Below are 22430 nucleotides of genomic sequence, written 5' to 3' on the forward strand. Positions count from 1 at the left end.
TTTGAGCCTCAGGTTAGCGTTTTCTCCAGCCGTACCCGGGTCAGGCGCTGACCCTGGCGTTCGACCCACTCTTCGCCAAGAGGCCGCCAACCTCGTTTTTCAAGGCCTGGGCTCACTACCAGGCTGGCTTCGATGCGCAATCTCGTGACGCCCTCTTCGCGCATCGCGACTTCCGCATAGTCGAGCAGACGCGAGCCGATGCCGCGCCGGGCCAAGGAGGGCCAGACATAAAGCGTTTCGATGCGCGCTCCCTCCAGATCGAGTTCGACGAAACCGACACAGCGCCGATCGCACACCGCCACGAGCGTCGGATAGAGCATCTGGCGCGCGGCCCAGGCGCTGGCCTCCCGAGGCAATGCCGAGACCCATGCTTCCCGCTGGGCCTGTGTATAGCAGCCTGCAGCCCCTTGCATCACAGCGTGATAAAATACCTCACCCTGGTCCGCCGCATCCTTCGGAACGGCAGCACGATAGACCATCCGCTCGAGCATGATATTCACTCCTCCGGCAGGCACACCGCATCAAAGCCAGCTGCAACAGGATGATCGCCGGTGGTCATATCCCTCTCACGTACCAGCTGAACAGTATGAAAGTTGGCCGCCGCGGCGGCATCGAGTTCGGCCACGACGTCCGACAGGAACAGGATCTCATGGCCCGAGAGGCCAAGATGCGCCGCAATTCGCCGATAGCTTTCGCTCTCCTTCTTGGGCCCCGTGGTGGTGTCGAAATAACCGGACAACAGCGGCGTCAGGTCGCCGACATCGGAATGAGCAAACAGTAACTTCTGAGCCTGGACCGAGCCGGAGGAGTATATGTACAGCGCCAGACCCGCTGCATGCCAGGCCTTCAGGCACGGGAGGACATCGGCATAGACATGGCCAGTGAAGTCGCCTTGGCGATACCCCTCTTCCCAGATCATGCCCTGTAATACCTTGAGTGGTGTCACCTTGCGATCCGCGTCCATCCATTGCTCAAGCAGGGCGATGACACGCGCTTGATCCGCCTCGGGCTCACCGGCCAACTCGCGCACTGCCTCCAGTTGCTCCTTGACGGCTGGATCACCAGCACTTCGGCGCAAGAAGCCCGGCAATCGGGCCCGCGCATAGGGAAACAACACCTCGTGCACGAAACTGATCGAACCGGTGGTGCCTTCGATATCCGTGACGATGGCGCGAATCATGGAGCCGCGCCTCCCGCCAGGGCTTCAAAGCGGGGGAAGCGCGAGGCGATCGGGCTACCGGTCATGTTCGCTATCCAGCCCTCTTGATTGGTGAACAGACGGATGGCAGTGAAATCCGGCTCGGGCCCCATGTCGAACCAGTGCGAGGTACCGGCCGGCACAGACATTAGATCTCCAGCCGCGCAACCAATGACATAAATACGTTGATCGATATGCAGATAGAAGATCCCTTCGCCGCGCACGAAAAACCGCACTTCATCTTCGCTATGCCGGTGTTCATCGAGAAACTTCTCGCGCAATGACACCTTGTCGGGATGACCCGGAGTCAAGCCGATCACATCGACGGCGGCGAAGCCGGCTTCCTGCTTGAGCCGCTCCACGTCTGCGGCATAGGCCGTCAGCACGGTATCCTGATCCGCGTCCGCAGCGACATCGGGACGAATGCTCCAGCGTTCGAAACGCACGCCATGCGGAGCGAGTTCGGCGGCGATACGCTCGCCCTCGTGGGTGGAAACGATCGGTTGCTCACCGTCCGCTTCATGGTAGATGTGTAGAAAACTCATGATGACAACCCCCTGCGTAGCTCCAATTCACAGTCGAACATAAACTCCAGCGCCTCCACATGCCGCAGACAGGTTTGCATATCCTGAGCCCAGGTATAGAACCCATGCCCACGAATCAGATATGCGCAGCAGTCCTGCTCCGCGAGGCGCTGACGTACAGTATCCGCGAGGGCAGCGATATCCTGGGTATTGTCGAAGATCGGCACGGCGATACGCGCCTCGTGGCTGGTAACGTCCTCCAGCGCCTTTTGCAGTTCATAACCGGTCAGCCATAGGGTATCGCCGGGCTCGAGAAGAGAAAGCAATGTCGCCGCTTTCGAGTGCCCATGCAGGATTGCCCCGGCCAAGGGTGCGTCTTCGTAAAGTTGGCCATGCAGATGCGCCTCATCGGACGGCTTGAGGGTGCTTCCCACCGGCGCCAGGGCGAAGTCGGTCACCATCACGTCGGCAACCGACAGGTGCCCTTTGTGACAGCCCGAAACGGTGATGGCCATGTGCGACTCGTCCAGACGCACCGAAAAATTCCCTGCGGTCGCCGGCACTTGCCCCGCGGCATGTAACTGTTTGCCCGCATCGACGATGGCTTGCTGGGCAAGAGCCAATTTTTCCAGATTGATCACGTTGTCTGCCTCATGCAGGAAAAAAGATGCCACCAACGGCATAATAGTGCCATGACCGACGCCGTTTCATACCCCTCCCATGAGGATGACGTTACCCTGACACCCATCGGGCGCATCAGCAGCGACTATCCCGACAAGTTCGGCGTGCCTCGTCAGCCCGGACTGGTTCCCGCTGGACGCGCCGTGTTGCATCTGCTGCCGCCTTTCGATGATCCACAGACGGTGCGCGGGCTCGAGCGAATCAGCCACCTCTGGCTCACCTTTATCTTTCATCGTAGCCCGAAACGCTGGACGCCGCTGGTGCGGCCGCCGCGCCTAGGCGGCAACGCCAAACTTGGCGTCTTCGCCACCCGCAGCACCCACCGTCCCAATCGCCTGGGACTGTCCCTGGTGGAACTGGAAAGGATCGAGACGACGAGTGGGGTGCGATTGTACCTGCGCGGTCACGACCTGATCGACGGTACGCCGGTATTGGACATCAAACCCTACCTGCCCTGGGCGGAATCGCGCCCGGATGCCCAGGCGGGCTTTGCTCCGGACGCACCAGCCAGCCACCCTGTCGTCTTCTCACCGGAAGCCGAGGCTACGCTTGCACAGCGAGACGACAGTGATTCACTGCACGAACTGATCATCCAAGTGTTGGGGCAGGATCCGCGCCCGGCCTATCATGGTGACACGCCAACGCGGGTCTACGGCGTTTTTCTACGTGATGTGAATGTGCGTTTTCGCGCCGTGGTGGAAGCAGGTAACAACACTATCATGAAGGTTCTCGAGATCACTCGATATCAAAAATAGGAAATGCAGATTTACGTCGCGAGCGATGAGCGGCTGGTCGACGCCGGAGCACAGGAATCGGAGTTTACTTTAGTAAATGAGGATTCCGTTCGGACCGGCGCACAGGCATCGCCGACGGCCAGCTGTTATTACCAAGGCCTGTGCGCAGCAGTAAATCGGCACTTCCTACCCGAAGCTGACACCGATCCGCCGACCCACTTCCTCGTAAGCCTCGATCACCCCACCCAGGCCCTGCCGGAAGCGATCCTTGTCCATCTTCTCGCGGGTCTGGGCGTCCCATAGCCGGCAACCATCCGGGGAAAACTCATCGCCCAGCACGATCTCGCCGTCGAACATGCCGAACTCGAGCTTGTAGTCGACCAGCAGCATGCCGCCGTCGAGGAACAGCTGCTTGAGCACGTCGTTGACCTGGAAGGTCAGCGCCTTCATGCGTGCCAGCTGCTCGGGCGTCGCCCAGCCGAAGGTCTCGGCCAGGGACTCGTTGATCATCGGATCGCCCTTCTCGTCGTTCTTGAGGAACAGCTCGAAGGTCGGCGGCTCGAGTGCAATCCCTTCCTCCACTCCGAGACGACGCACCAGGCCGCCGGCAGCCAGATTGCGCACCACGCACTCGACCGGAATCATGTCGAGTTTCTTGACGACGCATTCGGTATCCGACAGCAGCGTCTCGAAATGCGTGGGTATCCCCGCCGCCTGCAGCTTGCCCATGATGAAGGCATTGAACTTGTTGTTGACCATGCCCTTGCGGGCCAGGGCCTCCTTGCGCTTGCCGTCGAAGGCGCTGGTATCGTCGCGAAAGTGCAGAATCAAACGGTTCGGGTCATCGGTGCGATAGACGGATTTAGCCTTGCCGGCATACAGCTCGTCACGTTTTTCCATGGGCGGGGATCTCCGAAGGGGGTTGGCATGGATGATTTGAAGCGATGTTAAACGTTGAAGGGCCGTATGCAGCAGGTCGTATCATGCGACGATCTGCCAATCGAAGCCCTTGTCTTGAGCTGCGATGACCAATCGCGACTCGTCACCATCGAGTAGCGGATTGAGTATCTCCTGCGCCAGCTCGGGCCGGTTGTTCTGCTCGGAAATATGCGAACAGACGATACGTTGCAGACGATCCAGCCCCACCTGGCGAAGCAAGGAGTGCGCTTGCGCATTGGCCAGATGCCCCCAGTCGCCCCCGACACGCCGCTTGAGCCGCGGCGGATAGGGGCCCTCGGCCAGCATGCGCGGATCGTGATTGCACTCCAGAATGAGTGAATCGCAGCCGCGAAACGCCTGCACGACATGGGCGCTGGGATGCCCCAAGTCGGTCAGTACCCCGAGACGTCTCTCCCGGGCACTGACGCAGAACTGTACCGGCTCCCGAGCATCATGGGGCACGGTAATCGGGTCAATCTCCAGCCCTTTGATCGTGAAACGCGAATGTGGGGTAATCAGCTCGTGCCGGGGCACGTCGCCGAGGCGCCCGGAGAGCCAGGTGCCGGCACTGAGATGGACCGGTAGCCCATACCGGCGCGCCAGGGCACCGACGCCGCGAATGTGATCACCATGCTCGTGAGTGATCAGCACTGCCGAGAGCTGTCGCGGATGCAACCCCAGACGCGCCAGACGGGACTCGGTCTCACGCAGGCCGAAACCGCAGTCGATGAGGACATGCGTCTCGCCATCGCTGACCAGGGTCGCATTACCCTTGCTGCCACTGCCCAAGGAAGCGAAACGTAGGGCTTTTTTCCATTCAGCCTGGCCCCGGGCCGAGGCGGATTGTCGTGTTGCCATCAACGCAGCGTGGCGGCCAGCTTGTCGAGCAGCTCGCGGGCATCACCACCACTGACAGGTGTGTCGTCAGCGGAGGCAACGCGCACTCGGGTCGACCCCTGAGTCGGCTCGTCGATGGACAAGCGGTATCGTCTAGGCTCCGCATCGCCCTCGAACAGGCCAAAGAAACCGCCATCGTCCCCTCGCGGGGTATACTCGACCAGAAATTCGCCAGCGCTTCGGTTCTGATCAAGCAACCGGTTTCCCTCACTGTTGAAGTTGTTTTCGAGCTGGTAGAAGAGCTCCGACCAGGCACGCTCGAAACCCAACGCCATCAGCAATTGCCATTCGCCCCCAGCATTCTCAAGACGCACACGATCGTCCCGGGATAGGTTCTGAGCCGCAAGCGAGACACTCTGCTGTTCCTGAGCGTAGGAGGCGAGATAGTTATTCAATGCCGATAAACACTGCGCCTGATCGTTGCCCGTGGGTGTCTCACAGCGCACTTCACTGGTGTTGCCGCGCAGTCCCTGACGCACGCTAAAGGTGGCCTGGTCGGTTTCGATGCGTCCTTGCGACGCATTCAGGGCGCGGAGCTCGAGCCCGCGCTGCTCGGCAAAGGCCTGAAGGCGTGGCCAGATGGCGGCGGGGGAAGCATTGACCAATAGCCAATGATCCGATCCCGCTTTACGCTCCTCTATGAATTTCTGCTCTCCCTGACTGCTGACCGCCAACGCCTGGGGTCGTGGCGCCTCGAACTCACCCTGGGCCAAGAAATCGCTGTTGGCTGGAGGTACGGGCATGGCGTCCTGATAGCGATTGGCCTGACGTGTCTCGGGCAGCTGTAACGGCCTGGTCAGCTCGGCCTCGCGATATTCGTCGTTACGATCGTAATAATAGCCGCTACGACCACAACCGCTTACCACCAAAGCAATCGCAAGAGTCAACGGCATCCATTTGAAGACGGGGTTCATGCATCTACCTTTTCTTGTGCGTGAGGCCGACGACAAGCCCGGCCAAAGCCTGCTAGCCGAGCTGCCGCTACGCAATGTCAGTCTTCCAGCACACCGGCAAGCTGGAGCGCCTCATCGACGGTGGCATGGTATTTTTCGGAGAGCCAGGTCAACGGCAGACGAATACCCTGCTCGGCGTAGCCCATGCGATTGAGCGCCCACTTCGTCGGAATCGGGTTGGCTTCGACGATCAGAGAGGTATGCAGCGGCATCAGCCGTGTATTGATCTGGTGCGCCTTGTCGCTATCACCGGTCACAGCCGCCTGGCACAGTTCGTGCATCGAGCGCGGCGCGACATTAGCCGTCACGGAGATATCGCCATGACCACCCATCAGCATGAACTCGCAGGCCGTGGGATCGTCACCGGAATAAAGTGCGAAGTCGCAGCCCTTCAGACGTGCGATGAGATCCTCGGCGCGCTCCAGATTACCGGTAGCATCTTTCAGCCCGACGATGTTGTCGACCTTTGCCAGCCGCAGCACGGTCTCGTTGTAAATGTCCGAACAGGTGCGCCCCGGCACATTGTACAGGATGACCGGTAGGTCGCTGGCCTCGGCGATCACCTTGAAATGCTGGTACAAGCCTTCCTGAGTGGGCTTGTTGTAGTAAGGAGCCACAGTCAGGCAATAGTCGGCCCCCACCTCCTTGGCATAGCGGGTCAACTCCACCGCCTCGGTCGTGTTGTTGGAGCCTGTTCCGGCGATCACCGGAATGCGTCCATTCACTTCTTCGACGATGGTGCGAATGACATCGAAATGCTCCGCGAAGGACATGGTGGTGGGCTCGCCGGTGGTACCGGCGGCAACGATGGCATCGGTGCCGTTGTCGAGATGAAATCCTACCAGGCGGCGTAGGGCCTCCCAGTCGATCTCTCCGGAAACCTTCATCGGCGTCGCCAATGCGACGATGCTGCCTGTGATCATGCGGGGATGTCCTCCTGTGCAACAGCTTTCTGGCCATAGGGCGACTAGCCGCCCATCGCGATCGATACGCTGTTCGAAGAGCAAATGGTACTCAGGCGGCGAAAGTCTGTACAGGTGCCAGGGCCGGTAAAACGCATAGACTTACCGTTCGCGTATGCTTGAGTGTACTCTCTTTGTTCCTTCGCCCTTTTTCTTTACAGAAACGCAACATGAGGAGCGCAACATGAGCATCAGCATTGGCCAGGAAGTTCCCGACTTTACCGCCAACGCGACGAACGACACCACCGTCCGCCTTTCGCAGCTCAAGGGCAAGCAGGTGGTGATCTATTTCTACCCCAAGGACAGTACGCCGGGCTGCACCACCGAAGGCGGCAATTTTCGTGACCGTAAGGCCGATTTCGATGAAGTCGACACGCTGATCTTCGGCGTCTCCCGAGATGGTCTGCGTGCCCACGAGAACTTCAAGGCCAAGCAGAACTTCAATTTCGAGCTGATCTCCGACAAGGACGAAGCACTCTGCCAGCTGTTCGATGTCATCAAGCTCAAGAAGATGTATGGCAAGGAGCACCTGGGGGTCGAGCGCAGCACCTTTTTGATCGACAAGACCGGTAAGCTTGTCCAGGAATGGCGCGGCGTCAAGGTGCCGGGCCACGTAGAAAAGGTACTCGAAGCGGCCCAGGAACTTCACGCAAAAGAGTAATAGCGCAACTCGTAAATCCATTCATGAGCGTTACGAGCGAAGGTCAGACAAGGCAAAACTGGACGAAGAAACGGAGTTTACTTAAGTAAATGAGTATTTTGATCGGACTCGCGCACGAGACCAGTTTTAACGCCGTATGCCCAAGCGCAGTAGCTCATGCATGGATTTTAGTCTTCTAGATCAACCTGACGAATAGGCAACCCCCGCTGCCCCACACTGCGGGGCCAGGCTCTTGCCAGCGCCTTGAGTAGCGTCGCCAGCGGAATCGCAAAGAAGATACCCCAGAACCCCCAGATGCCCCCGAAGAACAGCACCGCCAGGATGATCGATACCGGATGCAGATTGACCGCCTCGGAGAACAGCACCGGCACCAGCACGTTGCCATCCAATGCCTGTAGCACGCCGTACGCGACGACCACATAGACGAACTCGTCGCTGATGCCGAAATGAAACCCCGCCACCGCCGCCACGGGAATCGTGGCAATCGCCGCGCCTATATAGGGCACCAGCACTGAGAGCCCTACCGTCAACCCGAGCAACGCCGTGTAAGGTAGCCCGAAGAACCAGAAGGTAACGTAGGCCGCACTGCCGACGATGAGAATCTCGATCACCTTGCCCCGCACGTAGTTGGCGATCTGATGATCCATCTCGTGCCAGACGTTGGTCATCAAGGCGCGTTTTTGCGGCAGGAGCGATAGAAAGAAGCGTGTCAGCGACTCTCGATCCTTGAGCAGAAAGAACACCAGGATCGGCACCAGCACCAGATAGATGATCAACCCCAGCAGATTACCGAGTGACGATAGCGACAGGGTCAGTGCTCGCTGACCGAGCTGTGTCACCTCGCGTCCGGCCGTGGCGATCCAGGCTTGGATTTGATCCGGCGTGATCACCGTAGGATAACGCGCCTGGAGCCCATCCAGCAGTTGTTGCACTCGGGCGAACATGCGTGGCGTTTCCTGCACCAGCTCGACCATCTGGTTCCAGACCAATGGCAATACGACCAGCGCCAACGCCAATAGAGCGCCGATGAAGATCACGAAAACCGTCAATACCGACAGTAGGCGCGGTAATCCTCTGCGCTCCAGCCAGGCGACGATCCCCTGCAACAAGAAGGCAATGATCAGTGCGGTAAAAAAAGGCGCCAGCATCTTGCCCATCCAGATCACGATGGCAAAACCAAGAATCAGCACCAATAGCAGAACGACCGCCTCCTCGTCCGAGAAGTAACGCTCGGCCCAGGTTTTCAGAACCTCCTTCATCTTCATGGGCTGGCAGCGCCCTTGCGAATCCAGTAGTGGTATTCGTCGCCGGCTTCCTCTCGGGACATCAATTCGACATCGCTTTGATCGGTGAAGGTCTCGAAGTCCTTCCAGGAGCCGGGATCCGTCGCTTTCACATGAAGTACCTCGCCGACATCGAGGCCCGCCAAGGCCTGCTTGGCCTTGAGCAGCGGCAGCGGGCAGTGCAGGCCACGCGCATCGAGCACATCATCGGGTTGCAGAGCCATGACATCTCCCCTGAGAATAGAAAATCGTTTCGATTTAAAGGCACTTTGTTTCTCGAATCAATGTCGAGAGACCATAGCCGCTACCGGCGTTACTTGCCCACGAGGATAGTCATGCTGCTTAGAATGACAATACCGGCACTGATCAGCGTCCTGACGCTCGCCTCGCTTGCGCCACCAATTCACGCCGACGACTATGGCCTGCCCTCCCTGGGAAGTGGCGGGAGCAGCGTCTCCATCGACGAAGAGCATCGTCTCGGCCGCGCCTGGCTGCGTCAGTTTCGCGCCCAGACCCAAGCCTGGCAGGACCCCATCACGCAACGTTATGTCGAGTCGGTGCTATCACGCCTTTTACCTTACAGTGATATCGGCAATACCCAGGTGATCGTGACCCTGGTCGATAGTCGGCTGCTCAACGCCTTCGCCGTGCCGGGAGGGATCGTCGGCGTCAACGCGGGGCTTTTCTCTTTCGCTCCTAGCGAAGACGCCTTCGCCTCGGTGCTGGCCCATGAACTGGGGCACTTGTCCCAGCGCCATTTCGCGCGCCGCATGGAGCGCATCGAGGAAACCCAGTTACCCACCATGGCGGCCATGCTGGCGGGCATGGTGATTGCCGCCGGCGGTGGCGGCAATGCCGGCCTTGCGGCCATGGCCGGCTCCCAGGCCGCCTTTATCCAGGACCAGCTCGCCTATTCCCGGCGTTTCGAGCAGGAAGCCGATCGGGTCGGCCTCGAGGCCATGGCGGATGCGGGTTTCGACCCCCAGGCCATGCCCGCCATGTTTCGTGCAATGCAACGCTTGACCAGCCTGCAGGGCGGCAACCCGCCGGAATTCCTGTTGACCCACCCGGTCACGGAATCACGCATCAGCGATACTCAGAGCCGCGCCGATCAACTTCGCTCGACAACCTCTTCCGGGGACCCGAGCTATGCCATGATTCGGGCCAGGGCCCTGCTGAAACTGAACCCGAATGACCCGACTCAGCCCATGACGCTACTGCGCCAGGACGATCCACCCAAGACGGCTATTCGTTACCTGGAGGCGCTCATCGCCGCGGAGCAGAACCGTACCGATACGGCCCTGGACAGCCTCGACCGCCTGGCCCGAGAACTGCCGGATCTCTCCTTGATCCCGGCCAGCGCCGCAGAAATCGCGCTGGATGCAGGACGACGCAGTGCAGCCCTTGAGCGTACCCAGCGTATTTTGAGACTGGCGCCAGGTTACTTTCCCGTCGAGCTGCTCCGGGCCGATATTCTGCTGCAGACCGACCCCACCCAAGCCTTCGATGTACTACGTGAACTCAGTCAGCAAGCCCCGGAAGACCCTCAGGTGTTCACCCTGCTCGCCGAGGCTGCCGGGCGCAGCGGCCACGAAACCTGGGGGCATCTGGCCCGGGCGGAGCAGCTCCAACTCACCGGGCGAATCGACCGTGCCATCCGCCAACTCGAGGTGGCCGAGGAAGTGGCCAAACGCGACAACGATTTCGGCATGGCCAGTCGTATTCAACAGCGGCGCAAGGTGTATCTGACATATCGCGAGGCCGCCCAGCAGCTTTAGAGCCTATTCACGATCTGCTGCGTGTCAGTCATACGTCGTTAAATCGTGAACGGGCTCTTGGAAAATATCGGCCTTGCTGCGATGCGTTTGATAGTCAACGCTTGAAGTCAAGCATCCGCTCCAGCGGCTTCAACGCCCGCTGACGCAACTCATCGTCGACGAATATCTCACCGCTATAATCACGCAGCGCTCCGGCCAGATTGTCGAGGGCATTCATCGCCATCCATGGACAGTGGGCGCAGCTCTTGCAGGTCGCGCCATTGCCGGCGGTGGGGGCCTCAAACAGGGTCTTTTCCGGCACCGCCTGCTGCATCTTGAAGAAGATGCCGCGGTCCGTGGCGACGATCATCTCCTGCTGGGGCAACTCCTTGGCTGCCTTGATCAGTTGCGAGGTGGAGCCCACCACGTCCGCGATCTCCACCACATTGGCCGGAGATTCCGGATGCACCAGCACCGCCGCCTCGGGATAGATCGACTTGAGATCGCCCACCCCCTTGGCCTTGAACTCCTCATGGACGATGCAGGCACCGTCCCATAGCAGCATGTCGGCACCGGTCTGCTTCTGGATGTAGCCGCCCAGGTGCTTGTCCGGGGCCCACAGTATCTTCTCGCCCTTTGCGTGAAGATGCTCGATCACATCAACGGCTATGGACGAGGTCACCACCCAATCGGCTCGCGCCTTCACCGCCGCCGAAGTGTTGGCATAGACCACCACAGTGCGATCCGGATGGGCATCGCAGAAGGCCGCGAACTCGTCCGCGGGACAACCGATATCCAGGGAACAGGTAGCCTCCAGGGTCGGCATCAGCACCCGCTTTTCGGGGGAGAGGATCTTGGCGGTCTCGCCCATGAAGCGCACCCCGGCGACCACCAGAGTCGAGGCTTCATGACGGGCGCCAAAACGCGCCATCTCCAACGAATCGGAGACGCAACCGCCGGTCTCTTCCGCCAGTTGCTGAATGGCATCGTCAGTATAGTAATGGGCGACGAGCACCGCGTTACGCGCTTTCAGCAAGCGCTTGATCTCGTCGATGCGCGCTTCATCCTCGGCAGGAATCCGCGTAGGACAGTAGGCGCGAGCCAGGTGCTCTTGCACCCTCGCGCGAGGCGTCATGATCGTCATCGTGTCTATCACTCTCGATCGGCAGGGAATCCCCCTGCATTTCAGAAGCGTCAGACCTGATCGATCTTTTCGATCGTCCGACGCGCCCAACTCACGAATTTCGACCAGTCTAGCGCGAAAACGCTCCCCGCGAATAGCAAAACGCCCTCGCATTCGAACATGCGAGGGCGTCGGCGCCTGGTGGGTCGTGTAGGATTCGAACCTACGACCAATTGGTTAAAAGCCAACTGCTCTACCACTGAGCTAACGACCCGTAATGAATCCTGCTATGTAAGCTGCGAGAAAGCTTGGGCGGCAATGATGGTGGGTCGTGTAGGATTCGAACCTACGACCAATTGGTTAAAAGCCAACTGCTCTACCACTGAGCTAACGACCCGCCGCCGGGCCGTCGAGATGGTGGGTCGTGTAGGATTCGAACCTACGACCAATTGGTTAAAAGCCAACTGCTCTACCACTGAGCTAACGACCCCCTCGACAGGGCGCACATATTACTGACAGCGCTCGGGGATGACAAGTGGGTTTTCGACGTCCATAGTCCGAGCCCCATGAAGCTCAGCCCTCATTCTTCCAAAATACTTTCCAATTCCCGGGTCGCTTTACGCATCAACGGTACCTGCTCCAATAGGCGTTCCATGGGTTGGCGCATGCTGGGCGCGTGAATCGCAAGGGATGCCAGCACATTGTTGGTGCCATCGTAGACCGGCACCGCCACCGCCACCATGCCTTCGATGAATTCTTCATCATCGGTGCTGATACGCTCACGCTCGATATGTTTGAGGCGCTCTTCGAGCTGCTCAATCGTCGTTGCCGTGTGCGGGGTATGGGGTTTCAGGTCAAGGCTTGCCATCAGGGTGCGGCGTTGATCATGGGGCATCAGAGCCAAAAACAGCTTGCCGCTGGCGGTGCAATGCAGGGGCAGTCGGGAACCCGGCGCCAGTTGCACCCGCACCGGCCAGTTGGTCTCGACCCGATCGAAGTAGATGACTTCGTGCTCACTGCGTACCGACAGGTTACAGGTTTCCCCCACCTGCTCCGAAAGTCGTTGCAGTACGGCTCTCAGCGCTGCACTGACGCTGGGACTGGCGAGGATGCCGAAAGCCAGCTGTTTCATTCGCTGTCCCGGCACAAGATGGCGTCCGTCCAGTTCGCGCTTGATCAGCCCTTCCTGCTCCAGCTGGTTTAACAGCCGGTGCGCCGTGGGCTTGGGAATATCCAGACGCTTGCCGATTTCCGCGGCGGTTACACCATCCTGGGCGCGCACCACCTCTTCCATGATGGCGATGGCTCTTAGCAGCGTGGAATTCGTCGGCAATGACATGCAATGCTCCCTGCGTTATTCGAGCCGCCAATGATACCGCGGCCCCTGGTTAAACCAAGAGCCGCGGCAATCGGAAGTGCAAAGCACGTTCAGCCGCTGAACTGCACCAGATACATCGACAGCGCCGGCCATAGCGCAATGGCCAACCAGCACAGCATCAGCACGACGAAGTACGGAATGATGTACTTGACCAGTCGTAGGTAAGGGATGCCGGTAATGCTGCTGGCCACGTACAAATTGAGACCGAATGGCGGCGTGATGAAGCCGATGGCCGCCCCCACCAGGAAGATGACCGAGAAATGGATCGGGTCCACCCCTACGTTCTGGGCAATCGGGGCCAGAATGGGCGCCAGGATGATGGTGATCGGCAAGCTTTCCAGCACCATCCCCGCCACCAGAATGATCACCATGCAGATGCCCAGCACGAGGTAATAATTACCCAGCCCGAGCAACAGGTCGTTGAGCAATTCTCCGACCCCAAGCACGGAGAGCAGCTGCTGCATGACCACGGAGATGGCGATCAGCGGCGCCAGCATACCGGCGATCTGCCCGGAGCGCAGCAAGATGGCCGGCAGGTTCCTGAATTTGATCTCCCGGGTGATCAGAAGCCCGGCAATCAAGGTGAAGCCCACCGTCACCGCTGCTGCCTCGGTCGGCGAGAAAAGCCCGGAGTAGATGCCGTAGAGCACCACGCCGATGGTCGCGAATCCCAGATAGGCCTTCCCCGCATGGCGCAGGCTATCGCCCACACGAAACGGGATCAGCGTGCCCCAACGATTGCGACGGGATACCCAGTTGCAGGCCAGCATCATCACCAGCACCATCAGCGCCCCGGGCACCATGCCGGCGATGAACAGCTCGCTGATCGACAGATTCATCATGAAGCCGTAGACGATGAAGATGATACTCGGCGGAATGATGATGCCCACGGTGCCGCCGGAGGCCGCCGTGGCGGCGGCGAAGCGTTCGTCATAGCCGTTCTTGACCATCTCCGGATGCATGATGGAACCGATGGTGGCCGTGGTCCCGGCATTGGAGCCCGAGATCGCCGCGAACATGCCGCAGGCGCCCAGGGTCGCCATGCCCATGCCGCCCCGCATCCAGCCCAGCACGGAGTAAGCGAAGTCCGACAATCGTTTGGCGATGCCCGCCGCGTTGATCAGGTCGCCAGTCAGAATGAAAAGCGGCAATGCCAGCAACCCGAAGAAGCGAAGCCCCTGAAACAGGGTCACGCCGATATTGGCCAGACTGAAGTCGATGATGATGCTGACACCGACCACCCATAGGCCGATCACCAGAAAGATCGGCACACCGATCAGAAAGAGCCCCACGATCAGAAACGTCACGAGGCCAATCAAGGTTCCATCCGCCATGATAGCCTCCGTTAATCCATGATCGCAGGTTGTAGTTGAAAGGACTCGCCGCGCTTGAAGCGCTGGATGTCCACGTACAGATTCTGTAATACCCGAAAGAGCAGCAGCACCCAGGCCAAGGGTGTGGCCAGATAGAACCACCACTGCATGACGTCGTTGGTGCCGCTGACGATGGCGAAATTGTCATAGGCCAGCGTCACCTGCTGGGTCGAGAAGTAGATGACCAGTATCCCGAAGCCGATCCACAGCAGCGCATCCAGAATCAGACAGCCGAACTGGGCCTTGTAGGGCATGCGCATGCGCAGCTCATTGAGGGACAGGTGGCTGCGATTCTTGACGTTCAGCGAGGCGCCGAACCAGGTCAGCCACAGGAACAGCAGAATCGGTATGCTGGTGCTCCAGGCGGCTTGCTGATTGAGCAGGAAGCGGCGGATCACCTCGATAAAGATGATCCCGGCCATGCCGGAGTAGGCGATCAGGATGACCGTCTTCTCGAGGTTATCATTGAGCCAGAGAAAGGGCTTGAGCCAGACCGGACGGGGCCGGCCTGGTGTGTTGTCGTTAGGGGTCATGAGAACCTCCGATCAGGCGCGCCACCAGCGATTGGGCTTGACATTGACCGCCGCCGTTTCCAGTGGAATCTCCCGGGCAATGCCGTGAATTTCCTTATAGATATCCACGCCACCGGCCCAGCCGTTGAGACGCTCACGCCACTGCTCCCAAGGCTCCGGGTTGAACTCCGGCGCGCACATCTCGGCAGCCTGCTGACGCACCTCGTCCGACAATGGCGCCACCCGTACGTTGTTCTTGGCGAAGACGGTGCCAGGTGCGGGATTTTCCGTAGCCCCTACCACCTCGATACGCCCGGCTTCGTTCATGCCCTGAGTGAATATCTGTGCCGTATAGGCAGACTCCATCACCTGATCCTGGAGATCGCCGCCCAGCTTGTCGAAGACCTGCAGGCTCATGGCGGTGTGCTCGGTACCGGCAAAAAAGCGCAGGTCCACCGCCTGGGAGACCACCGGCGCCATGCCCGCGTAGGCGACCGCCGCCATCCAGGTTTCTGCCCCATCCAGCAGGCCCTGGCGCAGCCCGTCCAACGTCTCTTCCCAGGCCACCGGCACCGGATTGAGGTTCATCTGTTGCATGGCGATGCGACCCAACTGGGTACCCGTCACCCGATTCTTGGTGCCGGCCAGATCCTCGAGGCTGGTGACCAGCGGCTTGTCCGCCCATTTCAGCCCCATCATCAGGCCGCGCAGATCGCAATGGGTGAACAGAAACTGAATGTTGTGGCGCTCGCGCAGCGGCTCGCGAAAGAGTTTTTCGCTGCGATTGTCGTAGAAGAAATGGAACATCGACGCCGTGGAAGGAAACATGTAGGCGAAGTCGAGCACGTTGTAATAGGGCGCGCCCCCGGCGGAGTTCTGGGTCGAGGCGGAAAACATGTCGACGATGCCCTGCTGGGTCTTGCTCACGCAGTCGAGCTGGTTACAGACCTCATTGCTGCCCATGAATTCGACCCGGATCGCCCCGTTGGTACGGGCTTCAAGATCCCTGGCGAAGAATAGCTGGCCGGATTTCTGGATGTCCAGATTGCGCTCGTTGAAGCCTGAGGCGCCAAAACGCAACTTGAACTTGGGCTCGACCTGATTGCGCTTCTTGTCTTCCTCCTCTGCGGCCCGCGCCAGACCCGAGGCGGTCATGGTCGCGCCCAGACCGGAGGCGGCCAGCAGGGTCGATGTCAGGCCGAAGCGGCCAGAGATGCGGACGAAGTCGCGACGGGAGATGCCCGTCTCTTGTTGTTGGCTCATGGAGGGGCTCCTGGTGTCCTGGTTGTTGTGATTACCCGAGGGGCTTGATCAAAGCTAGGTCACTATCACCCAGGATGCAAATTATTTTGAAATATTTTGTCTCGTTATTGACCAATTAATAAGATAGATAGATAATATCGAGACAAAAAGTCTCGATATAAAGGCTACCTCATGATCAAGTCCGCCTCCCACTCAGCAGAACAGTCATCGCCCGATCACGGCGACGCCTACGATTACATTGTCATTGGCGCCGGTTCCGCCGGCTGCGTCCTGGCCAATCGCCTGAGTGAGAACCCGGATGTCACGGTGCTGCTGCTCGAAGCCGGCGGACGCGACTGGAATCCCTGGATTCATGTACCAGTAGGGTATTTCAAGACCATGCACAACCCGGCCACCGACTGGTGCTATATGACCGAGCCCGACGCCGGTATCAACAATCGTCAGCTGCAATGGCCAAGGGGTAAGGTGCTGGGTGGTTCGAGTTCCCTTAACGGCCTGCTTTATATCCGCGGACAAAAGGAGGACTACGACAGCTGGGCCGCAGAAGGAAATCCGGGATGGGACTACGCCTCGGTGCTGCCTTACTTCAAGAAGTCCGAATGCCAGTCCCGGGGCGCCGATGACTACCACGGCGTGGATGGCCCGCTCCACGTCTCGGATCTACGCCTACGCCGCGAGATCGCCGAGCGTTTCATCGAGGCTGCCAAGGCCATCGGCATCCCCGGCAACAGCGATGTCAATGGCCAGGATCAGGAAGGCGTCGGCTACTTCCAGCAGACCGCCTACAAAGGCTTTCGGTGCAGCACCGCCAAGGCTTTTTTACGTCCGGCGCGCAAACGCAAGAATTTGACGGTAATGACGCGTGCCCAGTGCAAGCAACTGCTGCTTGACGGCAAGCGCGTCTACGGCGTCAATTTTCAACAAAGTGGTAAGGCGCATACCGCCCATGCTCGGCGCGAGGTCATCTTGAGCAGCGGCGCCATCGGCTCGCCGCAGATTTTGCAGTCCTCCGGTATCGGCGATCCCGAACATCTGAAGTCGGTAAGTGTGGAATGTCGGCACGCCCTGCCCGGGGTAGGCGAGAATCTTCAGGATCACTTGCAGGTGCGCCTGGTATTCAAGACCCGCTGTAGCACCCTCAATGACGAAGTACGCCATCCCCTGAAGAAGCTCATGGTGGGGGCCCAGTACGTCTTGACTCGTACCGGTCCACTGACCCTGGCGGCCAGCCAGGTCTACATCTTCACCAAATCCCGGGAAGGGCTGGATCGCCCGGATATCCAGTTTCATATGCAGCCTCTTAGCGCCGACAAACCCGCGGAAGGTGTCCATCCTTTTTCCGCGTTCACTTCCTCTGTCTGTCAACTGCGTCCGCACAGTCGCGGACGCGTGCGCATCACTAGCTCGAATCCTCTCGACTACCCGGTCATTCACCCGAACTATCTGAGCGCCGAGGAAGATCAGCGCGTGGTGGTGGATGCCATCAAGGTGGCTCGCAGTATCGCCGAAGCCAAGCCTCTGGAGGAAGTGATTACCGATGAGTACGTACCGGGAACAAAGTTTCAGACCGATGAGGAACTGCTCGACGCCGCACGCCAGTACAGTCAGACCATCTACCATCCCGCCGGCACCTGCAAGATGGGCAGCGACAATGACGCCATGGCGGTGGTCGACGCCCGCCTACGGGTTCATGGCCTAAGCGGACTGCGGGTAGTCGACGCCTCCATCATGCCGACCATCGTTTCCGGTAACACCAACGCCCCGACCATCATGATCGCAGAGAAAGCCGCCGACATGATCAAGGAGGACAACCCGCATTGAAGTGTCATTGTCTTTCCAACAAGCGCCGCATCGCCGGCGTCGGCGTCTCGAGCTTGTGATGCCGACGACTCGCCGCGTAGCTGTCGTTGAAGGCATCGAAGTAGTCATCGAGCACCTCGGCGGCGGTTGCATCGCCACTCTGACGCAGCAGCTCGGCGGCGACCTCGGCAGTGCACAGGTGAGACGCTGAGGCGGGTTTGCGCAGGTGATAACGCGTCTGCCGATCGGTGTGCAGCGGCAGTACCGGCAGACGCTCCAGATAGGGGCTCTTGCGAAAGATACGCCGTGCCTGACGCCAGGTACCGTCGAGAATGATGAACACCGGAATGCGCCCTTCCCGCTTTGCACCGCTTACCGCATCGACGCTGATGACCCGCTCGGCATAGTCCGGCTGATCGTCGGGAAAGATGACGAAGGGTACAAAGCGCGAGTCATCGAGATGGTCAAGCAGCACAGTGTCCGGCGCGGTGCGATACCAGGTAAAGACCTCGGTGGTATCGAGAATATCCCCGATCAGTCGGCCGGTGTTGGTCGGCTTGTTATGTTCCAGAGGGTGGGTCAACAGCCAGAAACGCGCGTCGCTCCGGGTCCTTATCCGATAAGGGCACAGACAATTCAACGCCGGCAGGCGACACGTCTGGCAGCGGGTAACGAAGCTACCGCGGGCCTTGAAGGGTCGTCGGGGTGGCGGCGAAACACAGGGGTACGAGTCCGTGAGGGTCATGACGTACTCTGAAATCCAGTTTTCATCAAACGCTCAAGGCATCTCTAAGCGGCGCTGGCGGCACCAGTGTTCAACCAGTGGTGGCACGCCCCGACTGGCCGGTGCATCAATGGCCCGCACCCACTGCGGTGACAGCGCGGAGGCGTTAGGATCGACCAGAATGCACGGACAATCCGTGGGCGCCTCATGTAACAGCATGGCTGCCGGCATGACCGCCAACGAGGTGCCGACGACCAGGAGCAGATCGGCCTCGGCCACAATATCGCAGGCCTGGCCGTAGGCAGGCACCGCTTCACCGAACCACACCACATCAGGGCGAAGTTGAGAGCCCTTATCGCAAAGATCGCCGAGCTTGATGTCGCCACGCGTCAATGGATAAACGAGTCGCGGGTCGGCATTCGAACGCGCCTTGAGCACTTCGCCATGCAGATGCACGACGTCCTTGGAGCCGGCGCGCTCGTGCAGATCGTCTATGTTCTGCGTCACGATGCATACATTGAAGCCAGCGGCTTCGAGCTCCGCCAGGGCGCGGTGAGCGGGGTTGGGTTTGGCACGGCGTACCTGGTCGCGACGCTCATTGTAAAAGCGCAGTACCAACTCTGGGTCACGCTGCCATCCTTCCGGCGTAGCGACATCCTCGATGGCATGGTTCTCCCATAGGCCATCGCCGTCGCGAAAGGTTTTCAGACCGCTTTCCGCGCTGATTCCCGCGCCGGTGAGCACCACTAGACGCGCTTTGGAATTCATCGTCATGTTGTCTCGCATTCAACCATTAAATCAGTAAGTCAGTACCGCCTGGTCGTCCCCTGCAAAACGCTGCTTGTTGCGGTAGGGATAGACATCGATCACTTGGCCTGCCTTGATGGCATTTTGTAGGCCCTGCCAGTACTCCGCCTCGAAGAGCTCGGGATGCAGGTCAAGAAACAGGCGGCGTAACTTGATGTCGGCGAACAGGAACGGACCGAATTCTTCGGGGAAAATATCATTGGGGCCGACCGAGTACCACGGTTCGTCCATCATCTCCTGCTCGGGATAGCGCGCTTCGGGAATGCGTCTGAAGTTGCATTGGGTGAGATAGCAGATTTCATCGTAGTCATAGAACACTACTCGTCCATGGCGAGTGACCCCGAAGTTCTTGAGCAGCATATCGCCAGGAAAGATATTCGCTGCCGCCATCTGTTTGATGGCGTTGCCGTAATCCTTGAGTACCGCCCGGGTTTCCTGCTCCTCACTCTGTTCCAGATAGAGGTTGAGCGGCATCATCATGCGCTCTGTATAGCAGTGCTTGATGAGTACCTTGTCATCGCGTAGCTCCACGGTGGACGGCGCCACCTCGAGCAGCTCCGCCAGACACTCTGGATCGAAGTGATCCTTGCGGGCGATGAAGTTGGAAAACTCCTGGGTATCCGCCATGCGCCCCACGCGATCGTGGCGCTTGACCAGACGATACTTCTCCCGCACGTTCTCGTGACTCATCGCCTTGGAGGGATCGAAGCGATCCTTGATGATCTTGAACACTATTCGGTAGGACGGCAACACGAACACCGCCATGACCATGCCGCGTACTCCCGGGGCGATGATGAAACGATCCTGGCGCTTGGCCATGTGATGGTTCAACGCCCGGAAAAACTCCGTCTTGCCGTGCTTGAAGAAGCCAATGGCCGAGTAGAGCTCCCCCTCCGGCTTGTCTGGCATCAGTTGCTGCAGATAACCCACGAACTCGCCGGGCACCGCCACATCGACCTGAAAATAGGCGCGAGTAAAGGAGAAGATGATCGATATCTCGACTGGCTCGATGATCACCGTATCCAGCCGCACGCCCCTTTCATCGCCTTGGAACTCATCGTGCACGATGGGCAGGACCAGAGGCACCTGCAAGTCAGCGCCACTGAGCCGCCCCACCAGATAAGCGCCCTTGTTGCGATAAAACACGCTCTCGAGCAGTTCGATCTGCGCATCCGGGGCGTCGCGCAACGCCTCGGGCAAATGCGTATTCAGAAAGCCACTACCCAGGTCGGTGTCACGCTCGAGATCGTCGAAAAGGGTATCCAGGGGGGCCTCGTTGAGCGCCCAGTACAGCGCTCCTTTCCAGTCGCCCTCCACCGGCCGTCGGCGTGTCAGCTCGATATCCGAGCGACGGGCGGCGTGGCTTCGCGAGCTGTAAACGAACATCCAGTCATTGCGGATATGGCGATGATGAAAGATCGAACAGAACAGCGAATTGAAATAGGTCTCGGCCAGTTCATAATCCAGGCGCTGATCGATCAGCTCGGCGTAATGCTGCTTGGCTTCGCGCCAGTTTTCGCAGTGGGTGAGTTCCTCGTTTTCGAAGGAGCGCCTGAGTCGCGAAAGCGTTTGTTCGACCTTCACATCATAGAGGTTGATGCGTGCCGCAGACGCTTGCTGTGCGTCGCGCCAAGCCGCCTCAGCAAAACGGCGGCGAGCATCGCTGGTGATTTGCTTAAAGCGTGAGCGGTATTCATCGAAGCCATGCAGGATGGTGGCAGCGATGCGATAGGCAGGGGACACTTTCATGAGGAAGCTTTCCACGGCTCAAAGCATCAGCATGCCCAATGACGATGCGGATTGCGAGACGCAACAAGCCGCTATCGGTATAACTGACCGGCGTCATGTTTTACATACCTGGAATGCGTTATGCTGCCGCGCACTTTTTGAGGCAATGGATGTATTCTCATGGAAGCTCCCACTATCACTCATCCGGGGCGCGATCGGAACGCCGTGCAGGCCACGGCCTGGATACTGAGCCTTTTCGGCACCGCCGTGGGCACGGGCATCCTGTATGGCTTCTTCGGTTGATATTTCAATGAAGGACGAATCCTTGACGGTCCTTTTTCAGGACGAGTATCTGGTGGCGGTGTACAAGCCTTCGGGGCTACTGGTACACCGCACGGCGCTAGCCCGGGGCGAGACACGTTTCGCTCTGCAGATCCTGCGGGATCAACTCGGTCAACGTGTCTATCCGGTACATCGTCTGGATCGTCCTACCTCGGGGCTGTTGTTGTTTGCACTTTCCCCCGGGATGGCCAGTCAGTTGGCGGCGGAGTTCAGCGCTCAACGCGTGCAAAAACGCTATCTGGCGGTGGTGCGGGGCATCGGCCCCGGGCAGGAACGGATCGATTGGCCACTGCGCGAGGAAGACGGTCACCGGCCCAAGGCCGAGATGCCGGCGCAGCCTGCCTGCACCGAGGTACGCCGACTGGATAGCGTCGAACTACCGATTCCCATCGATCGCTATCCCCAGGCCCGCTATTCACTGATGGAGGCCCGTCCATTGACGGGGCGACGCCATCAGATTCGGCGTCATCTATCCCGGCGCGGCTATCCGATCATCGGTGACGCCAAGCACGGCAAGGGCGTGCACAATCGCTTCTTTCGCGAGCGGCTCGATCACCCTCACCTACTGCTGGCGGCGGTGGGCCTGAGTATTTGGCATCCCGAACATCAGGCGGTGCTACATCTGAGTTCTGCGCTCGATATCGGCATGGGCCGACTGTTCGATCGCTTTGGCTGGTCGGGGCATTTGCCAGAAAATATCGTCCATTGGCAAGAGGCCCGATCCGGCCCATCATCGTCGTCATCACCTACCGCACATTCTTGACAGACTTACAGGCGACAGACGCAGAGAG

The 22430-nt window shown here is 59.4% G+C and carries 24 protein-coding genes and 3 tRNA genes; 6 read left to right on the forward strand and 21 right to left on the reverse strand.

Annotated features, from left to right (window positions below):
- Nucleotides 1-8: 8 nt before the first annotated feature.
- Genes ACPF7Z_RS00820 through ACPF7Z_RS00835 form a run of 4 tightly spaced genes read right to left on the reverse strand, consistent with a single transcriptional unit; the run spans nt 9 to nt 2405 of the window.
- Nucleotides 9-491, reverse strand: a complete 483-nt coding sequence (locus tag ACPF7Z_RS00820; RefSeq protein ID WP_425191254.1) for a GNAT family N-acetyltransferase — start codon at nt 489-491, stop codon at nt 9-11.
- A gap of 5 nt (nt 492-496) precedes the next feature.
- The gene (gene mtnC, locus ACPF7Z_RS00825; RefSeq protein ID WP_425191255.1) at nt 497-1180 is read right to left on the reverse strand and encodes an acireductone synthase; all 684 of its coding nucleotides are present in this window, start codon (nt 1178-1180) and stop codon (nt 497-499) included.
- A complete protein-coding gene (locus ACPF7Z_RS00830) occupies nt 1177-1743 on the reverse strand; it encodes a 1,2-dihydroxy-3-keto-5-methylthiopentene dioxygenase (RefSeq protein WP_425191256.1) in 567 nt (188 codons plus the stop codon). Before ACPF7Z_RS00830 ends, mtnC begins: the two co-directional genes overlap by 4 nt.
- On the reverse strand, nt 1740-2405 hold the full coding sequence (locus ACPF7Z_RS00835) for a methylthioribulose 1-phosphate dehydratase (protein ID WP_425191257.1): 666 nt from the start codon (nt 2403-2405) through the stop codon (nt 1740-1742). Before ACPF7Z_RS00835 ends, ACPF7Z_RS00830 begins: the two co-directional genes overlap by 4 nt.
- A 9-nt stretch (nt 2406-2414) precedes the next feature.
- On the opposite strand from ACPF7Z_RS00835, the gene tsaA reads away from it, so the two are divergent.
- A complete protein-coding gene (tsaA, locus tag ACPF7Z_RS00840) occupies nt 2415-3158 on the forward strand; it encodes a tRNA (N6-threonylcarbamoyladenosine(37)-N6)-methyltransferase TrmO (protein ID WP_425191258.1) in 744 nt (247 codons plus the stop codon).
- Nucleotides 3159-3323: 165 nt separating this feature from the next.
- Here tsaA and purC read toward each other — a convergent pair whose 3' ends face one another.
- The 4 genes from purC to dapA form a co-directional block, all read right to left on the reverse strand.
- A complete protein-coding gene (purC, locus tag ACPF7Z_RS00845) occupies nt 3324-4037 on the reverse strand; it encodes a phosphoribosylaminoimidazolesuccinocarboxamide synthase (RefSeq protein ID WP_425191259.1) in 714 nt (237 codons plus the stop codon).
- Nucleotides 4038-4118: 81 nt separating this feature from the next.
- Entirely contained in the window at nt 4119-4934 is an 816-nt protein-coding gene (locus ACPF7Z_RS00850; protein ID WP_425191260.1) for an MBL fold metallo-hydrolase, read from the reverse strand.
- Nucleotides 4934-5887 (reverse strand): outer membrane protein assembly factor BamC, encoded by a 954-nt coding sequence (gene bamC, locus ACPF7Z_RS00855; protein WP_425191261.1) that lies wholly within the window; start codon nt 5885-5887, stop codon nt 4934-4936. The genes ACPF7Z_RS00850 and bamC overlap by 1 nt, the downstream gene beginning before the upstream one ends.
- A gap of 77 nt (nt 5888-5964) precedes the next feature.
- Entirely contained in the window at nt 5965-6849 is an 885-nt protein-coding gene (gene dapA / locus ACPF7Z_RS00860; RefSeq protein ID WP_425191262.1) for a 4-hydroxy-tetrahydrodipicolinate synthase, read from the reverse strand.
- Nucleotides 6850-7072: 223 nt separating this feature from the next.
- Here dapA and ACPF7Z_RS00865 point away from each other — a divergent pair, with 223 nt between their 5' ends.
- On the forward strand, nt 7073-7549 hold the full coding sequence (locus ACPF7Z_RS00865; RefSeq protein ID WP_425191263.1) for a peroxiredoxin: 477 nt from the start codon (nt 7073-7075) through the stop codon (nt 7547-7549).
- Between the two features lie 167 nt (nt 7550-7716).
- Here the strand turns inward: ACPF7Z_RS00865 and ACPF7Z_RS00870 are convergent, their stop codons facing one another.
- Both ACPF7Z_RS00870 and ACPF7Z_RS00875 read right to left on the reverse strand, forming a co-directional pair.
- A complete protein-coding gene (locus tag ACPF7Z_RS00870) occupies nt 7717-8814 on the reverse strand; it encodes an AI-2E family transporter (protein WP_425191264.1) in 1098 nt (365 codons plus the stop codon).
- Nucleotides 8811-9056: a sulfurtransferase TusA family protein gene (locus ACPF7Z_RS00875; protein ID WP_425191265.1), complete on the reverse strand. Its 246-nt coding sequence runs from the start codon at nt 9054-9056 to the stop codon at nt 8811-8813. Before ACPF7Z_RS00875 ends, ACPF7Z_RS00870 begins: the two co-directional genes overlap by 4 nt.
- Before the next feature lie 111 nt (nt 9057-9167).
- Here ACPF7Z_RS00875 and ACPF7Z_RS00880 point away from each other — a divergent pair, with 111 nt between their 5' ends.
- Nucleotides 9168-10610 carry a M48 family metalloprotease gene (locus tag ACPF7Z_RS00880; protein WP_425191266.1) on the forward strand — a complete coding sequence of 481 codons (1443 nt, stop codon included), beginning with the start codon at nt 9168-9170 and terminating at the stop codon, nt 10608-10610.
- Nucleotides 10611-10704: 94 nt separating this feature from the next.
- Here the strand turns inward: ACPF7Z_RS00880 and nadA are convergent, their stop codons facing one another.
- The 8 genes from nadA to ACPF7Z_RS00920 all read right to left on the reverse strand — a co-directional run bounded on the left by nadA (nt 10705) and on the right by ACPF7Z_RS00920 (nt 16238).
- The gene (gene nadA / locus ACPF7Z_RS00885) at nt 10705-11733 is read right to left on the reverse strand and encodes a quinolinate synthase NadA (RefSeq protein WP_425191267.1); all 1029 of its coding nucleotides are present in this window, start codon (nt 11731-11733) and stop codon (nt 10705-10707) included.
- Nucleotides 11734-11911: 178 nt separating this feature from the next.
- A tRNA-Lys gene (locus ACPF7Z_RS00890) sits at nt 11912-11986 on the reverse strand.
- A 48-nt stretch (nt 11987-12034) separates the two neighbouring features.
- Nucleotides 12035-12109 (reverse strand) — tRNA-Lys (locus ACPF7Z_RS00895).
- An 18-nt stretch (nt 12110-12127) separates the two neighbouring features.
- Nucleotides 12128-12202, reverse strand: a tRNA-Lys gene (locus tag ACPF7Z_RS00900).
- A 90-nt stretch (nt 12203-12292) separates the two neighbouring features.
- A complete protein-coding gene (locus ACPF7Z_RS00905) occupies nt 12293-13051 on the reverse strand; it encodes an IclR family transcriptional regulator (protein ID WP_425191268.1) in 759 nt (252 codons plus the stop codon).
- An 89-nt stretch (nt 13052-13140) separates the two neighbouring features.
- Nucleotides 13141-14424: a TRAP transporter large permease gene (locus tag ACPF7Z_RS00910; protein ID WP_425191269.1), complete on the reverse strand. Its 1284-nt coding sequence runs from the start codon at nt 14422-14424 to the stop codon at nt 13141-13143.
- An 11-nt stretch (nt 14425-14435) separates the two neighbouring features.
- Entirely contained in the window at nt 14436-14996 is a 561-nt protein-coding gene (locus ACPF7Z_RS00915; protein ID WP_425191270.1) for a TRAP transporter small permease, read from the reverse strand.
- 12 nt (nt 14997-15008) lie between these two features.
- A complete protein-coding gene (locus tag ACPF7Z_RS00920; RefSeq protein WP_425191271.1) occupies nt 15009-16238 on the reverse strand; it encodes a TRAP transporter substrate-binding protein in 1230 nt (409 codons plus the stop codon).
- A gap of 171 nt (nt 16239-16409) precedes the next feature.
- Here ACPF7Z_RS00920 and ACPF7Z_RS00925 point away from each other — a divergent pair, with 171 nt between their 5' ends.
- Nucleotides 16410-18059 carry a GMC family oxidoreductase gene (locus ACPF7Z_RS00925; protein WP_425191272.1) on the forward strand — a complete coding sequence of 550 codons (1650 nt, stop codon included), beginning with the start codon at nt 16410-16412 and terminating at the stop codon, nt 18057-18059.
- Between the two features lie 4 nt (nt 18060-18063).
- Here ACPF7Z_RS00925 and ACPF7Z_RS00930 read toward each other — a convergent pair whose 3' ends face one another.
- Genes ACPF7Z_RS00930 through aceK form a run of 3 tightly spaced genes read right to left on the reverse strand, consistent with a single transcriptional unit; the run spans nt 18064 to nt 21318 of the window.
- Entirely contained in the window at nt 18064-18783 is a 720-nt protein-coding gene (locus ACPF7Z_RS00930) for a tRNA-uridine aminocarboxypropyltransferase (RefSeq protein ID WP_425191273.1), read from the reverse strand.
- A 33-nt stretch (nt 18784-18816) separates the two neighbouring features.
- A complete protein-coding gene (locus ACPF7Z_RS00935; RefSeq protein WP_425191355.1) occupies nt 18817-19530 on the reverse strand; it encodes an SIR2 family NAD-dependent protein deacylase in 714 nt (237 codons plus the stop codon).
- Nucleotides 19531-19560: 30 nt separating this feature from the next.
- Entirely contained in the window at nt 19561-21318 is a 1758-nt protein-coding gene (gene aceK, locus ACPF7Z_RS00940; RefSeq protein WP_425191274.1) for a bifunctional isocitrate dehydrogenase kinase/phosphatase, read from the reverse strand.
- 159 nt (nt 21319-21477) lie between these two features.
- On the opposite strand from aceK, the gene ACPF7Z_RS00945 reads away from it, so the two are divergent.
- Both ACPF7Z_RS00945 and ACPF7Z_RS00950 read left to right on the forward strand, forming a co-directional pair.
- On the forward strand, nt 21478-21600 hold the full coding sequence (locus ACPF7Z_RS00945; protein WP_425191275.1) for a hypothetical protein: 123 nt from the start codon (nt 21478-21480) through the stop codon (nt 21598-21600).
- A gap of 7 nt (nt 21601-21607) precedes the next feature.
- A complete protein-coding gene (locus ACPF7Z_RS00950; protein WP_425191276.1) occupies nt 21608-22402 on the forward strand; it encodes a pseudouridine synthase in 795 nt (264 codons plus the stop codon).
- Nucleotides 22403-22430 lie beyond the last annotated feature (28 nt).

This window comes from Halomonas sp. GXIMD04776, from assembly GCF_049808615.1.
Classification (GTDB): domain Bacteria; phylum Pseudomonadota; class Gammaproteobacteria; order Pseudomonadales; family Halomonadaceae; genus Modicisalibacter.